General features: G+C 63.8%; 14 protein-coding genes. 4 read left to right on the top strand and 10 right to left on the bottom strand.

What is annotated here, in order from left to right; genetic code table 11:
* Window positions 1-49 precede the first annotated feature (49 nt).
* The 3 genes from BUA05_RS01615 (at window position 50) to BUA05_RS01605 (ending at window position 1988) form a co-directional block, all read left to right on the top strand.
* Window positions 50-544 carry a flavodoxin family protein gene (locus BUA05_RS01615; RefSeq protein WP_084662407.1) on the top strand — a complete coding sequence of 165 codons (495 nt, stop codon included), beginning with the start codon at window positions 50-52 and terminating at the stop codon, window positions 542-544.
* A gap of 175 nt (window positions 545-719) precedes the next feature.
* On the top strand, window positions 720-1469 hold the full coding sequence (locus BUA05_RS01610; RefSeq protein ID WP_143150229.1) for a hypothetical protein: 750 nt from the start codon (window positions 720-722) through the stop codon (window positions 1467-1469).
* Entirely contained in the window at window positions 1470-1988 is a 519-nt protein-coding gene (locus BUA05_RS01605) for an AHH domain-containing protein (protein ID WP_072672927.1), read from the top strand.
* A gap of 7 nt (window positions 1989-1995) precedes the next feature.
* On the opposite strand, the gene BUA05_RS01600 is transcribed toward BUA05_RS01605, so the two are convergent.
* From BUA05_RS01600 to miaA, 10 genes are all read right to left on the bottom strand, one after another.
* Window positions 1996-3000, bottom strand: a complete 1005-nt coding sequence (locus tag BUA05_RS01600; protein ID WP_072672926.1) for an NAD(P)H-dependent flavin oxidoreductase — start codon at window positions 2998-3000, stop codon at window positions 1996-1998.
* A 90-nt stretch (window positions 3001-3090) separates the two neighbouring features.
* Window positions 3091-4149: an amidohydrolase family protein gene (locus BUA05_RS01595; protein WP_072672925.1), complete on the bottom strand. Its 1059-nt coding sequence runs from the start codon at window positions 4147-4149 to the stop codon at window positions 3091-3093.
* A gap of 161 nt (window positions 4150-4310) precedes the next feature.
* Window positions 4311-5090, bottom strand: coding sequence for a DUF2189 domain-containing protein (locus tag BUA05_RS01590; RefSeq protein ID WP_072672924.1), 780 nt, complete (start codon window positions 5088-5090; stop codon window positions 4311-4313).
* A gap of 91 nt (window positions 5091-5181) precedes the next feature.
* Entirely contained in the window at window positions 5182-6870 is a 1689-nt protein-coding gene (gene leuA / locus BUA05_RS01585; RefSeq protein ID WP_072672923.1) for a 2-isopropylmalate synthase, read from the bottom strand.
* Between the two features lie 209 nt (window positions 6871-7079).
* The gene (locus BUA05_RS01580; RefSeq protein WP_072672922.1) at window positions 7080-7532 is read right to left on the bottom strand and encodes a hypothetical protein; all 453 of its coding nucleotides are present in this window, start codon (window positions 7530-7532) and stop codon (window positions 7080-7082) included.
* A 172-nt stretch (window positions 7533-7704) separates the two neighbouring features.
* Window positions 7705-8853 carry an alpha-hydroxy acid oxidase gene (locus BUA05_RS01575; RefSeq protein WP_072673075.1) on the bottom strand — a complete coding sequence of 383 codons (1149 nt, stop codon included), beginning with the start codon at window positions 8851-8853 and terminating at the stop codon, window positions 7705-7707.
* Between the two features lie 67 nt (window positions 8854-8920).
* Window positions 8921-10102 (bottom strand): ketol-acid reductoisomerase, encoded by a 1182-nt coding sequence (ilvC, locus tag BUA05_RS01570; RefSeq protein WP_483866614.1) that lies wholly within the window; start codon window positions 10100-10102, stop codon window positions 8921-8923.
* Window positions 10071-10586 carry an acetolactate synthase small subunit gene (gene ilvN / locus BUA05_RS01565; RefSeq protein ID WP_072672920.1) on the bottom strand — a complete coding sequence of 172 codons (516 nt, stop codon included), beginning with the start codon at window positions 10584-10586 and terminating at the stop codon, window positions 10071-10073. Before ilvN ends, ilvC begins: the two co-directional genes overlap by 32 nt.
* 27 nt (window positions 10587-10613) lie before the next feature.
* A complete protein-coding gene (gene ilvB, locus BUA05_RS01560; RefSeq protein WP_245790041.1) occupies window positions 10614-12401 on the bottom strand; it encodes a biosynthetic-type acetolactate synthase large subunit in 1788 nt (595 codons plus the stop codon).
* A gap of 145 nt (window positions 12402-12546) precedes the next feature.
* The gene (gene miaA, locus BUA05_RS01555; protein WP_072673074.1) at window positions 12547-13503 is read right to left on the bottom strand and encodes a tRNA (adenosine(37)-N6)-dimethylallyltransferase MiaA; all 957 of its coding nucleotides are present in this window, start codon (window positions 13501-13503) and stop codon (window positions 12547-12549) included.
* Between miaA and serB the strand changes: the two genes are divergently transcribed.
* Window positions 13496-14368 (top strand): phosphoserine phosphatase SerB, encoded by an 873-nt coding sequence (gene serB, locus BUA05_RS01550; protein WP_072673073.1) that lies wholly within the window; start codon window positions 13496-13498, stop codon window positions 14366-14368. The genes miaA and serB overlap by 8 nt on opposite strands.
* The last annotated feature ends 100 nt before the right edge of the window (window positions 14369-14468 follow it).

Here is a 14468-nt window from a genome sequence, read left to right as displayed (position 1 = left end):
AGGCACAGGTGATTGACAATCGACAGGAACGCACGGCACGTGAGACCGCATGGTTCAGAGCACCTCCGCCGCGCGCCTGCTGATCGCCTGGCACAGCCGCACCGGCGCCAGCCAGGCCATGGCACAGGCCGCCGCCGATGGTGCGGGTGATGCGCTGCTGTTGCGCGCCGATGCCGTAACCGGCGATGCATTGCTGGGCGCTGCGGGCTATCTGTTCGTCTGCCCGGAGAACCTCGCCACCATGAGCGGGCTGATGAAGGAGATGTTCGACCGCACCTATTATGACGTGCTGGGCACGATCGAGGGCCGACCCTACGCCACCATCATCGCCGCCGGGTCGGACGGGGAAGGGGCGCAGCGCCAGATCGACCGGATCGCGGCGGGCTGGCGGCTGCGGCGGGTGGCCGAGCCGGTGATCATCAACTTCGCTGCGCAGACCCCCGAAGCGATCGCCGCGCCCAAGCAGGTGCCGGACAAGGTTCTGAAAGAATGCAAGGAACTCGGACAAGCGCTGGCCGAGGGGCTGCGTCTCGGCATCATCTAGGGTATGACCCTTATCGGGACAGGGAGGCTGATTGGGGACTCGACGATGGCAGGCAAAAAGGCCAATGTTGCCTGCCGGATCGCGGCCCGGCCAGGCACAAAAGAAGGGGATATCGGCCATTTCACAGTCGCAGCATGCTGATTCCGCAGAGCTGCACTTGCTGTTCGCGCCGGGCATGCGTCCCACGTGCGATGCGATCCGGAGCTTTGTTTCGCGCCAGCATGCGGTATCGCTCAGCCATGATCCGACCGAGGATGCGGCGCTTTCGCTGGTCGTCGCAGATGGCGAACACTTGCGCGCGACCGAGGCTGATGCTGCCCCGCTGTGGGTTGAGCTTTTGCGCGACGGATTGACTTTCGATCTGCACGGGCTGGCCCCGGGGGCCGCCTGCGGCACGCCTGACATTGCCCATCGTTTTGATCTTGCCACGACGCCAGATGGGGACTGTTTCGAATCGCTCGTGATCGCTCCGGGCCCGCATCTTGCCGGGGGAGGGCGCAGCGTTCCGGTGCTGCGGGCCATGCTGGCACTCGCCCGCGACCTGAGCTTGCATTTCCCCGATCTGGCAGCGGTGTACTGGGGCCCCTCGCGCAGCGCGATCGGGCGGCGGTTCTTTGAATCGGTCATCACCGCGTGGCTCGATGGCGGGGCCTTTCCGGCGCTCGGTCTGACCGCCTTCGAGGAGAGCGATGATGGCGCGCTGCAAAGCGTCGGCCTTGCGTTCTGGATCGGCCAGGAATTGCGGATCGAACCGCCGCTCTCGATCGACAAGGTCGCCGCGACAAGGCTTGGCGTGCGCCTCATCAACCAGTTGGTGATCGTTGGCGGGATTGGCGAAAGCGAACGGATCATCGCGCCGGATGGCACGCGGCTTGTCATGCAGGCCTCGCGCAACAGCCGGTTCGTCAGAGTGAGGCGCGAGTAGATGTCCTATCCGGGGCGCACCGCTTTCCGCATTGCCATTGCCTTTCGCTCGGTCAACCGCCGCGGCACCCCCGGTTATGGCCCGTCGCTTCAGCGCCATCACCTGCTCCCCCGGCAACTGCTTTCGCGCCGCTGCTTCGGAACCATGTTCGCCGCGATCGGGCGTGATCGGGTGGGGTTCGATAATTTCCGCGCCAACGGCTTGCTGCTGCCGGCAAACGAGCAGGCGACCATCCGCACCGGGATGCCGCTGCACCGCGGGCCTCACCAGCGCTACAACGAAGTCGTCATCGCCCGGGTCGGACGGATCGAGGAACGCTGGGCGCTGGCCCGCAACCATGATCCCGATGCCGCCCTGGCCGAGGCGTTGATGCGGCTGCAACTGCTGCAGGATGCACTGCGCCGCCAGCTTCTGGCCGAGCGCCGGCGGGTGCTGCTCAATCGCAAGGACCCGCTCGGCATCGGCTTCGACTTCAGCGATCTCGACGCGATGGCCGGGTCGCTGTGGTCGGCGCATTAAGCCCCGGTTACTCGGCCGCCTCGGCCATCGCGCCCCACGAGGTATAGCCCGAATTAGCCAGCATCCGGGCCTTGGCCGCGTGATATTCACGCTCCATCCGCGCCACCAGATCTTCCACGCTGCCCACTTCCTTGACCGCGCCAACACCCTGACCCGAACCCCAGATGTCCTTCCACGCCTTGGCCTTGGTGTTGCCGCCGCTGCCGAAGTTCATCTTGGAAGGGTCGCTGACCGGCAGGTTGTCGGGATCAAGCCCCGCCTGTTCGATCGAGGAACGCAGGTAATTGCCATGCACCCCGGTGAACAGGTTGGTATAGACGATGCCTTCCGAAGATCCTTCGACAATGCCCTGCTTGTAGGCGGCATCGGCGTTGGCTTCCTTTGTCGCGATGAAGGCGCTGCCCGCATAGGCAAAATCGGCCCGCAGCGCCTGCGCGGCAAGGATCGAGGCTCCATGCGCGATCGACCCCGACAGCGCCACCAGCCCATCGAACCATTCGCGGATTTCCTGCATCAAGGCGAAGGGCGAAAGCGCCCCGGCGTGCCCGCCCGCACCGGCAGCAACTGGGATCAGGCCATCGGCACCCTTTTCGATCGCCTTCATCGCAAAGCGGTTGTTGATCACGTCATGCATGGTGATCCCGCCCCAGTTCCGCACTGCATCGAACACCTCGGTGCGCGCGCCCAGTGACGTGATGATCATCGGCACCTGCCACTTCTCGCAGGTCGCCATGTCGGCTTCGACCCGGTCATTGGTCTTGTGGATGATCTGGTTGACCGCGAACGGTGCGGCCGGGCGATCGGGATGGGCGCGATTATGCGCGCTGAGTTCCTCGGTGATCTGGTGCAGCCATTCATCCAGCAGTGTCTGCGGGCGCGCATTCAGCGCCGGAAAGCTGCCGATGATCCCCGCCTTGCACTGCGCGATGACGAGTTCGGGGCCGGAAACGATGAACAGCGGCGATCCGATCAGCGGCAGGCGCAGGCGATCAAAGGGGGCGGGAAGGGGCATTGGTTTCTCCTTAAAACGTATTCGGCATCAACCCGCATCTCTAGCGGTGGTTCCTGACCTGCCAAGCGTGATTTTGCGGGGCACGCCGCATCATCCCGCCAATCCCTCCAGCCCGTAAAACCGCGCCGCGGTTCCGGCATAGAGCGCGGCTTTCTCCTCCGCGCTGGCCGAGCGGGTGAGGCGCTTGAAGGCGTTCCACAGCACCGCGTAATCCGCGCCCCAGTAATCGACCGGATAATTGCTTTCGAACATGGCGCGCTCCGGCCCGAAGGCTTCGATGCAGGTTTCGATATAGGGGCGCCACAAGGCGGCGAGATGTTCCGATCCATGCCCCGCCGCCGGGCCATCTTCGGGCAGGGCGCAGAAGGCCATCGCCAGCCCGCCCAGCTTGACCACCACGTTCTCGCACGCGGCAAGTTCCTTGATGTTGTGCCGCCAGACGTCGAAGCGTTCGTGCAAGCGGCCCTTGTAAGCGGCGACCCCCAAAGGCGTGCCGCAATGGTCAAGGCAGATCGGCTGATCGGGAAAGCGCTGCGCAAGGTCGATGACATCAGGAATTTGCGGCTCCAGCACCCAGGCGTCGAAGGTCATCCCCCGCTTGCCCAGTTCGGCAAAGCCTGCGCGGAAGGTGGTATCGCGGTAGAGGCCTTCGGGCGCATGGAACGGGGCGCCGAGCACCTGCGGATCGGCATCCCATGCGCCCTGATGGCGAATGCCCTTGAACCGGCGCGGGGCGGCGGCGTGGAGAGCATCGAGCACTTCGCCCGCCTTGCTGCCCAGCATCAGATCGGCATGGCCGACGATGCCGGCGCAATGCTGACCCGGCCCATACAGCCCGCTGGCTGCCTGCGCAGCGACACCATTGACGAATTCGACCTCGCCCACGGGTTTGAGCGCCTCGCCATAGGACGCATTGTAGAACGCGCCGCATTCCATGAACACCGTGGCGATGACGTTGTGGCCGCTGGTCAGATGCGTGTGCAACTGATCGAAGGTGTAATGCGCATTGTCCACGATGCCCGCGATGAAGTGGTGCCGCGGTTCCGGGAACATCGGGATCATTGCCCGCAAATCCCACAGATGGTGGTGCGGATCGATGATCGGCAATTCCGGTTCGAGAATCGCTTCGGGCGTGTGGCTGGTGGTCATCGCTCTCTCCCTCGTGAGCCTGCGTGTTGGAGACACATGAGACACTGTCCAGAGACAGAAACCCGGCCTCCGCGCCGCCTGTTGATGCAACAGCACTAATGGCAGGATGGGCGAGCGTCATGCCTCTTTTGATAGAGGCGGCACGCGCAGTAGGAAATCGTCTATACCACCGCACGGCGATAGAGATGCCAGGTCGCATGGCCCAGCACCGGCAGCGCGACGATCAGGCCCAGGAACGCCGGCAGCATCGCCACGAACAGCAGCATCGCAATGATCGCCGCCCAACCAAGCATCACCGCGAAATTGGTGCGCACCACCTTAAAGCTGGTGATGATCGCGGTGAGGAAATCGACCTTGCGTTCCACCAGCATCGGCAGGCTGATGACAGTCATGGCATAGAACGCAAACGCCATCACCGCGCCCACCGCACTGCCCACTGCCAGCATCATCAGGCCTGCCGGGGTGAGCAGGGCCGCGATGGATTCGCCTCCCATCCCGCTTTCGGCCATGAACACGGCAAAGATCGCATGGGCCACGATCATCCAGAACGAAAAGGCCACGAACACGATCACCCCCATCGACAGGATCTGGTCATCATCATGTCCTTTCAGCGCGCCAAGCACCGCGCGCCACGACAGGGCAAGGCCTGCTTCGCGCCTGCGGCTTGCCTCGTAAAGGCCGACCGCCACGAAGGGCGCGACCAGCGGAAAGCCTGCCATCGCCGGGATCAGCCAGGTCGGCTCACCCCCGTTGATCGCCGCCAAGCCGATCAGCAGGCCCGCCAGCACATAGAACCCGCCAAAGAACATCCCGAATTGCGCAAGGCCGAGGAAATCACGCCAGCCCGCCGCCAGCGCCCTGCCAAGATCGCCGAACGCCAGATCGGCGGCCACCTGCGGCGGCGGCAGCGGGATTGCAGGATCCGGTTCCAGCACTTCCATGAGCGACCTGCCTCTCCCAACTTTGCGCCATCATTGCATGGTTGGCGAGATTGCGCGCAAATCGGCAGCCATGCAAGCGCGGGCAGAGGGGCTATCGGGCGCTTTGTGAAACCGCCACATTCGCCGCCGAAAGCACCGCACGCACGCTGGCGGTGGCGATATCCTCGTCGATCCCGCAGCCCCAGATGGTGCGGCCATCACCGGTGCGGCATTCGAGATAGGCCGCCGCGCGTGCATCCGTGCCCTGTCCAAGCGCATGCTCGGTATAATCCGCCACCTCCAAATCGACCCCGAAAGCTTCGCGCAAGGTCCCCATCACGCTGGAGATGAGGCCGTTGCCGCGCCCCGAGACGCTCTGCTCGTGACCCTGCACGGCAATCGTCCCGGCAAAGATGCGCGTGCCATCGGCAGCGCGGCTTTCCTCGTAGCGCACCAGTTGGAAATGCTTGGGGTGGGTCTTGACATGGTAGGCACGGCGGAACGCCTCCCAGATATCGGCGGCGCCCAGTTCGCGGCCCAGATCATCGGCCATGGCTTGAACATGACGGCTGAAATCGGCCTGCATCTTCTTGGGCAGTTTAAGGCCCTGATCCTTTTCCAGCACCCAGGCGAAACCGCCCTTGCCGGATTGCGAATTGACCCGGATCACGGCCTCGTATGAACGGCCCAGATCGGCCGGATCGATCGGCAGATAGGGCACGCGCCAATATTCGTCATTCTGCGTGTCGCGCGCTTCGAAACCCTTCTTGATCGCGTCCTGATGGCTGCCGGAGAACGCCGTGTAGACCAGTTCCCCGCCATAGGGGTGGCGCTGGTGCACGGGCAGGTCGTTGCAATAGGTGACCGTTTCGATCACCCGGTCGATGTCGGAGAAATCGAGGCCCGGATCCACCCCCTGGGTGTAGAGATTGAGACCCATCGTCACGAGGCAGCAATTGCCGGTGCGTTCGCCATTGCCGAACAGGCAGCCTTCGACCCGGTCGGCGCCCGCCATCAGCCCCAGTTCCGCTGCCGCGACCCCGGTGCCGCGGTCGTTGTGGGTGTGGAGGCTCAGGATCGCAGCTTCGCGATTGGGCAGGTGGCGGGCGAAATATTCGATCTGGTCGGCGTAGATATTGGGCGTCGCCGCCTCGATGGTGGCAGGCAGGTTGAGGATGATCGGATGGTCGGGTGTTGGCTGAAGCACCTCCATCACCGCCGCGCACACCTCGATGCTGAAATCCAGTTCGGCGGTGGAGAAGGTTTCGGGCGAATACTGGAAATGCCAGTCGGTGCCGGGGCGCTTGGCCGCCTCGTCGCGCATCACCTTGGCACCGGCGATGGCGATGGCTTTCACTTCGTCCTTGCTCATCCGGAACACGATGTCGCGCCACGCCGGGCTGACCGCATTATACAGGTGCACGATCGCCGCCCGCGCGCCTTCGAGGCTGTCGAAAGAGGTGCGGATCAGGTCTTCGCGGCTCTGTGTGAGCACCTGCACGGTGACATCGTCAGGGATGTCGCCCGAACGCACGAGGCCGGAGATAAAGTCGAACTCGGTCGCGCCTGCGCTGGGGAAGCCGACTTCGATTTCCTTGACCCCGATTTCGATCAGCAGATCGAAAAAGCGGCGCTTTTTCACCGCGTCCATCGGATCGATGATCGACTGGTTGCCGTCGCGCAGATCGGTCGAAAGCCAGCGCGGGGCATGGGTAATCAGGCGGCTGGGCCACTGGCGGTCAGGCAGATCGATCTGGCCAAAGGGGCGATATTTGGCAGAAGGGTTCTTGAGCATGGGCATGGGAAAAGCTCGTCGCGGAAAAGGGAAAGGAAGGCTGGCGGCTGGTCACCCTTGGGAGCGGGGCCGCGGCGATCCTTGCGCGCGAAGCCCTACGCCCAAGGGCGCATAAGTCGAAGCAGCAGGAGTCCGTTCCGCGTCATTGCGATCCGTCTTTGCCGATTATCCCGGCGCGCGCAAGCCGGGATTCATCCCCTGTCGCCCGCACAATCCTACCCGCAACGCGCGTCACGGATGATGTTCTGCCTATCGAGCATCAGGCTGAGGCGCGGATTGGTGGGATCGGGATTGATATAGCCGGGCGTGCCAAAGGCAACAAAGCGCAGGTTGTCGCTGCGGCCCAGCGCGGCGACGATCTCGGCGCGGGTGGCATCGTCGGCAAGCTTGCCGATAAACGGCCCCATCAGGTTCGCGCCGCAGGTGGCCGAGGCCGGATCGGTCAGCGTGCCGGGGGCATAGGGGCCGGGCGCTGCGCCGGGTATGGGTTCGGCCAGCCTGGGCGCGACGGTGCCTTGCGGCGCGGGGGTCTCGTCATTCTGCTTGATGCGCGCAGCAAAGCTGGCCGCGTCATTGGCGGCCGGATCAGGTTCGCTGCCGCAGCCGGTCAGCACCAGCGCGGCGATAGCAAGGGGGAGCGTGACGAAATGGCGCGAAAGCAGGGTCATGATAGCTGTCCGTTTGCTGGTCTGATCGCCTCAAGCCCGGCTTGCGTTACCGGATTATGACATTCCTGTCTGGCCTACCGCTTTCGCTGCTTCAGGCCGGGTTTCTCGGCCTACCGCTTTCGCTGCTTGAGGGCGGGCTTTTCGGCCCAACACTTGCGTTGCTTGAGGCCGGTTATCCTTGACGCAACCTTTCGTGCGTCAACTGATCCACCCGCGTGACCCCCATCAGCCGCATGCCGCGCTCGATCTCGTCCTTCAGGATGCCGAGCGCGCGTTCGACCCCGTCCTGCCCGGCTGCCGCCAGCGCATAGAGGTAAAGCCGCCCGCCCGAAGCAGCGGTTGCGCCCGAACACAGCGCCTTCATCACATGGGTGCCGCGCCGCACGCCGCCGTCGCAGATGATCTCGATCTCGCCGCCCACGGCGTCCACGATCTCGGGCAACTGGTCGAAGGGCGCGCGGCTGCCATCGAGTTGCCGCCCGCCATGGTTGGAGATCATGATCGCGTCCGCCCCGATCTCAACCGCGCGGCGCGCATCACCGGCGCTCATCACCCCTTTCAGCACGAAGGTACCGCCCCATTGTTCGCGAATTGCCGCCGCCGTGCTCCAATCCATCGCGGTGTCGAGCATGGTGTTGAAATATTCCGCGATACTCACCGCCTTGTTGGTGCCCTCGCTGACATGGGTATCGAGATTGGGCAGCCGGAATTTCTCGCGCAGCAGATAGTCCATCGTCCAGCGCGGACGGGTAGCATAGCTCAGCACGCTGGCCGGGGTGAAGCGCGGTGGGGTGGTGAAGCCTGAACGCAGGCAGCGTTCGCGCTTGCCCGAAACAATCGTGTCCACCGTCAGCGCCAGCGCATCGAACTTCGCTGCCTGACAACGCTCGATCATGTGGGTGTTGAGCCCCTTGTCCTTGTGGACATAAAGCTGGAACAGCTTCGGCCCGCTGGTCAGGGCGGCGATATCCTCGATAGAGCGGGTCGCAAGGCTGGAGATGCCGAACCACAGCCCGTATGTCTCCGCAGCCTTGGCGACTGCCGTTTCACCTTGCCAGTGGAAGGCGCGCTGCACTGCTGTCGGCGAAAGCATCAGCGGCAGCGCCGATTTGCGCCCGAGGATGGTGCAGGAGGTGTCGATCGTCTCCACCCCCGCCAGCACATCGGGGACCAGATCGACGCCCGCGAAGGCGGCGGTATTGCGCGCCTTGGTCAGTTCGTCATCGGCCGCACCGTCGATGTAATCGAACACGGGGAAGGGCAGGCGGGCCTTCGCCAGCTTGCGGAAATCGTCGATATTGTGGCAATCGGAAAGGCGCATGGCGGTGCTGTCGCGCAAGGCGCAGCGCGGGGCAAGCCCGATGCGCTGCGCCTTGTGCGCGCCGGCGTCAGTTCCTGGTCTTGTCGACCAGCTTGTTGGCGCTGATCCACGGCATCATGGCGCGCAATTCGGCCCCGGTCTTTTCGATCGGATGCGCTTCGGCAGCCTTGCGTGCGGCCTTGAGTTCGGGCTGGCCAGCGCGGTTATCCAGCACGAAGTTCTTCACAAAGCGGCCCGACTGGATATCGGCCAGCACACGCTTCATTTCGGCCTTGGTTTCATCGGTGATGATCCGCGGGCCGGTGGTGATATCGCCATATTCGGCAGTGTTGCTAATCGAATAGCGCATGTTGGCGATGCCGCCTTCATACAGCAGATCGACGATCAGCTTGGTTTCATGCAGGCACTCGAAATAGGCCATTTCGGGCGCGTAACCAGCTTCGGTCAGCGTTTCGAACCCGGCCTGGATCAGGTGGGTGATCCCGCCGCACAGCACCGCCTGTTCGCCGAACAGATCGGTTTCGCATTCTTCCTTGAAGTTGGTTTCGATGATGCCCGAACGCCCGCCGCCAACCGCGCTGGCATAGGCAAGCGCAACGTCATGCGCCGCGCCGCTGGCATCCTGATGGATCGCGATCAGGCAGGGGACGCCGCCGCCGCGCACATATTCGCTGCGGACGGTGTGGCCCGGGCCTTTGGGGGCGATCATGATCACGTCGATATCCGACGGTGCCTCGATCAGGCCGAAGTGGACGTTGAGGCCATGGGCAAAGGCCAGCGCAGAGCCGGGCTTGAGGTGGCCCTTGATGTCGTTTTCCCAGATGCCGGCCTGATGTTCATCGGGCGCGAGGACCATCAGGATATCGGCCCACTTGGCCGCTTCGGTGTTGGTGAGCACCTTGAAGCCCGCCTCAGCCGCTTTCTTTGCGGTGGCAGAGCCTTCACGCAGCGCGATGGCGACTTCGGCAACGCCTGAATCGCGCAGGTTCTGGGCATGGGCGTGGCCTTGCGAGCCGTAGCCGACGATGGCGACCTTCTTCGGCTTGATCAGTTTGAGATCGGCATCGGCGTCGTAATAGACTTTCATTATTTCGTCCTTGCTTTCCTTTGATCGTCTCCCCGGCCTTGAGCCGGGGCCCCGCTGCCTTCCTGTTTTGTCGAAGGAAGCGGGATCCCGGGTCAGGCCCGGGAAGACGGAGTTGAATTCCTGTCCGTGCTCAGGCCCCCTGCGGCCCGCGCAGCATCCCAACCACGCCGGTGCGGCCGACTTCGACCAGCCCCAGTTCGCGCATCAGAGCGATGAAGCTGTCGACCTTGTCGGGCGGGCCGGTGATTTCAAAAATGAAGCTTTCAGTGGTGGTATCGACCGGACGGGCGCGGAAGATATCGGCCAGCCGCAGCGCCTCGACCCGCTTTTCGCCCGTGCCGGTGACCTTGATCAGCGCCAGCTCGCGTTCGACATGCGGGCCGGCAGTGGTGAGATCGGTGACCTTGTGCACCGGCACCAGCCGTTCCAGCTGCGCCTCGATCTGGTCGATCACCTGCGGCGGGCCGTTGGTGACGATGGTGATCCGGCTGACACCGTGATCTTCGGTGATGTCGGCCACGGTCAGGCTGTCGATATTATAGCCGCGCGCAGTGAACAGGCCGGTGATCTTGGCAAGGATCCCCGGTTCATTGTCGACCGTGATGGCGAGCACGTGGCGCTCGGAGGCTGCTTCAGCGATTTTCATTTTTGCGGTCTTCCCCGAAACAGCGCCCTAGACGAGCGCCTTGGCTTCGTCGTCCATCGTCCCGTCGACCTTGTCTCCGTAGAGGATCATGTCGGTGTGCGCCGCGCCTGACGGGATCATCGGCAGGCAGTTGGCATCCTGCGCGACAAGGCAATCAACCATAACCGGGCCATCATGGGCGAGCATCGCGGCGATGCCTTCATCCAGCTCGCTTTCGTCATGGATGCGGATGCCCTTCCAGCCGTAAGCCTCGGCCAGCCGGACGAAATCGGGCAGGCTGTCGGAATAGGAGTTCGAATAGCGGCTTTCATAGGTCAGTTCCTGCCACTGGCGAACCATGCCCATATATTCATTGTTGAGGATGAACACCTTGACCGGCAGGCGGTATTGCGACGCGGTGCCGAGTTCCTGAATGTTCATCTGAATCGACGCTTCGCCCGCAATATCGATCACCAGCGCATCGGGGTGGCCCAATTGCGCGCCAATGGCAGCGGGAAGGCCGTAACCCATCGTGCCGAGCCCGCCGCTGGTCAGCCACTTGTTCGGATCGTCAAAGTGGAAATATTGCGCCGCCCACATCTGGTGCTGGCCGACCTCGGTCGAGATGATCGGCTTGACCGAATGCGTCAGGGCATAAAGCCGCTCGATCGCCTTCTGCGGCATTATCATGTTCGGGTGCTTTACCGAACGTTCCGGATAGGCGAGGCATTCGCGCGCGCGCCAGCCCGCGATCCGCGCCTTCCATTCGCCCAGATCGCGGGGTTTGCGGGTTCCCCATGCCTCAAGCATCTGGCCCAGCACCGTGCCGCAATCGCCGACAATCCCCAGTTCGACAGCAACGGTCTTGTTGATCGAGGAACGGTCGATATCAATGTGGATCTTGCGCGAATCCGGCGAGAAGGCATCAAGCCTGCCCGTCACCCGATCATCAAAGCGCGCGCCGATGCAGACCATCACGTCGGCCTTGTTCATCGCCATGTTGGCTTCAAAAGTGCCGTGCATCCCCAGCATCCCGAGCCAATCGGGATGCACGCTCGGAAAGGCGCCAAGGCCCATCAGGGTCGAGGTTACCGGCGCACCGGTAATGTCCTGAAGCTGGCGCAACAGCTCGCTTGCATGTGGGCCGGAATTGATCACCCCGCCGCCGGTGTAAAGGATTGGCCGTTCGGCAGCAGCGATCATCTCGATCGCCTCGATGATCTGATCGGCAGGGGCGACCATCTGCGGGGCGTAGCGATGCGACCCCGCGCGCAGGAAAGCGCGGTTTGTCGACGGGATGGCGATCTGCACGTCCTTGGGAATGTCGATCACGACCGGGCCGGGACGCCCGGTGGTGGCGATGCGGAAGGCCTCGGAAATGGTGGCGGCGAGATCTGCCGGGTCTTTGACCAGATAATTATGCTTGGTGCAGTGGCGGGTGATGCCGATGGTGTCAGCTTCCTGAAAGGCATCGGTGCCGATCAGCGCGGTCGGCACCTGTCCGGTGATCACCACCAGCGGGATCGAATCCATCCACGCATCGGCGATGCCGGTGATCGCATTGGTCGCGCCGGGTCCGGAGGTCACCAGCACCACGCCGGGCTTGCCGGTGGCGCGGGCATAGCCTTCCGCCGCATGGGCCGCGCCGGCTTCGTGCCGCACCAGTATGTGGCGGATGCGCTCATCCCCGAACAATTCATCATAGATCGGCAGCACCGCGCCGCCGGGGTAGCCGAACACGAATTCGACCCCCTGTTCGATCAGGCTTTGCACAAGGATCGCCGCCCCGCTGCTGGCGGGGTTGTCGGGTCGGGCAGGATCCGGCTGGCCGGGCACGAGAAACTCCATTCCATGTGATCAGGGCTGGGCGGCACGCCTCACGCGCGCCGCGCTAAACAACAAAAACCGGCCCGAGGCAGGGATTATCCGCTTCGGACCGAGTCGCCACGCTGCTATAGGTTATAATGTGACAGGTCAACCTTTAATTACGTAATAATGATGCAAAATGACTGCCAATGTCGATATTTTCAGACTGGGTGCCGGGCGCGATCCGCGCCCAATCCGCCGGTGTCTGGCGCCGGAACCATGTGTATTGGCGCTTGGCATAGTTGCGGGTTGCCTGGCTTCCGGCCGCAATCACGGCCTCGCGGGTGAGATCCCCGTCAAGCAAGGCCGCGATCTCCGGCACGCCGATGGCGCGCATTACCGGCAGATCGGGGTCAAGCCCGCGCGCAATCAGCGCCTCGACCTCGGTCACCGCGCCCGCCTCCATCATCGCCGCGAAGCGCCGGTCGCAGCGTTCATACAGCCATGCGCGGTCGGGCAGCAGCAGCAGCGGGTGAAGCGCCACCTCCTCGGCAATCCCGCCCGCCTTGGCCAATTGCCAGTCGCCCAGCGTCACCCCGGTCGAACGTTTGACCTCAAGCGCGCGGGCGATCCGCTGCCGATCGCCCGGATCAAGCTCTGCTGCGCGCAGCGGGTCTTCCATTTGCAGCAGCTTGTAGGCGCCATCTTCGGGCAGGGCGCGCACCATGGCCCGCACCTCGGGATCGATTTCGGGAATCGGCGCAATCCCTTCAAGCAGCACCTTGAGATACAGCCCGGTGCCGCCGACAAGGATCGGCACGCCGCCGCCCGCATGGATATCGGCGATTTCCGCCTTCGCGCTGCTTGCCCATGCGGCGGCCGAACAGGGCTGCGATCCGTCCCATGCGCCGAACAAGCGGTGTTCGATGCCCTCCATCTCATCATCCGCAGGGCGGGCGGAAAGCACGCGCAGATCGGCATAGACCTGCGCGCTGTCGGCATTGACGATCACGCCCGTGCGACCGGCATCGGCCAGCCGGTGCGCCAGATCAAGCGCAACCGCGCTCTTGCCGCTGGCGGTCGGCCCTGCAATGAGCGCGACCGGTAAGGTTGGAGAAGAAACGATGCTCATTGCCCGGCTGATAGCAGACACAGCGACAAGGGAAACACGCCTTGATGCGCTGGTCGATGCGCTGAAGGGCGAAGGGGCGGCGCTGGCCTCGGCGGCGATGCTGGCGGGCGAGGAAGTGCTTGAACTGCGCTTTGCACAAGGTGAGCCTGCCACGGTGCTGGCCGCGATTGATCGCCACTTCGCGCCTGCCGACATGCTGGTAAGCCGCGACACCATCGCCGTGCCGCAGGTGTTCGTATCGGACATGGATTCGACCATGATCGGGCAGGAATGCATCGACGAGCTGGCCGATTACGCCGGACTGAAACCGCAGATCGCCGCCATCACCGAACGCGCGATGCAGGGCGAACTCGATTTCGTCGCCGCGCTGCGGGAACGCGTCGCGCTGCTCAAAGGGCTTGGGGAATCGGCGATCAGCGATTGTCTGGCAGACCGCATTACCCCCATGCCGGGCGCGCGCACGCTGGTGGCGACGCTGGCGGCGATGGGTGCGCGCAGCGTGCTGGTAACGGGGGGCTTCCATCACTTTGCCGATTCGGTCGGCGCGATGCTCGGGTTTGATCGGGTGGTGGGCAACCGGCTGGAAGTCAGCGGGGGAAAGCTGACCGGCGGTCTTGTCGGTGCGATCACCGATAGTGCGGTGAAGGCGGCCGTACTGCGCGAGGAAGCGGGCGAGCGGCAGGTCAGCCTCGCCACAGGAGACGGGGCAAATGACATCCCGATGATCGAGGCGGCGACCTATGGCTTTGCCTATCGCGCCAAGCCCAAGGCGCGGGCGGCCGCCAATGGCCGGGTCGATCGCGGTGATCTGACCGCGGTGCTCAGCCTGCTGGGCATTCCGCGCAAGGACTGGCGGGGCGCCTGATCGTTTCCTGACTCAGCCGGGCAATGGTTCATCGCAGAAAGGGGTTTGATTCGGGCTGCGAATCGCTTATTTACACTGATGTAAGCATTGTATGGCATTT

Source organism: Erythrobacter sanguineus (assembly GCF_900143235.1).
GTDB classification, from domain to species: Bacteria; Pseudomonadota; Alphaproteobacteria; order Sphingomonadales; family Sphingomonadaceae; genus Erythrobacter; species Erythrobacter sanguineus.
Note: the sequence above shows the minus strand (reverse complement) of the source record. Positions and strands in the feature narration are given on the sequence as shown.

Excerpts from the sequence above, each read along its gene's own strand:
- BUA05_RS01615 (WP_084662407.1), top strand. The coding sequence starts at position 50 with ATGGTTCAGAGCACCTCCGCCGCGCGCCTGCTGATCGCCTGGCACAGC.
- BUA05_RS01610 (WP_143150229.1), top strand. The coding sequence starts at position 720 with ATGCGTCCCACGTGCGATGCGATCCGGAGCTTTGTTTCGCGCCAGCAT.
- BUA05_RS01605 (WP_072672927.1), top strand. The coding sequence starts at position 1,470 with ATGTCCTATCCGGGGCGCACCGCTTTCCGCATTGCCATTGCCTTTCGC.
- BUA05_RS01600 (WP_072672926.1), bottom strand. The coding sequence starts at position 3,000 with ATGCCCCTTCCCGCCCCCTTTGATCGCCTGCGCCTGCCGCTGATCGGA.
- BUA05_RS01595 (WP_072672925.1), bottom strand. The coding sequence starts at position 4,149 with ATGACCACCAGCCACACGCCCGAAGCGATTCTCGAACCGGAATTGCCG.
- BUA05_RS01590 (WP_072672924.1), bottom strand. The coding sequence starts at position 5,090 with ATGGAAGTGCTGGAACCGGATCCTGCAATCCCGCTGCCGCCGCCGCAG.
- leuA (WP_072672923.1), bottom strand. The coding sequence starts at position 6,870 with ATGCCCATGCTCAAGAACCCTTCTGCCAAATATCGCCCCTTTGGCCAG.
- BUA05_RS01580 (WP_072672922.1), bottom strand. The coding sequence starts at position 7,532 with ATGACCCTGCTTTCGCGCCATTTCGTCACGCTCCCCCTTGCTATCGCC.
- BUA05_RS01575 (WP_072673075.1), bottom strand. The coding sequence starts at position 8,853 with ATGCGCCTTTCCGATTGCCACAATATCGACGATTTCCGCAAGCTGGCG.
- ilvN (WP_072672920.1), bottom strand. The coding sequence starts at position 10,586 with ATGAAAATCGCTGAAGCAGCCTCCGAGCGCCACGTGCTCGCCATCACG.
- serB (WP_072673073.1), top strand. The coding sequence starts at position 13,496 with ATGCTCATTGCCCGGCTGATAGCAGACACAGCGACAAGGGAAACACGC.
- miaA (WP_072673074.1), bottom strand. The coding sequence starts at position 13,503 with ATGAGCATCGTTTCTTCTCCAACCTTACCGGTCGCGCTCATTGCAGGG.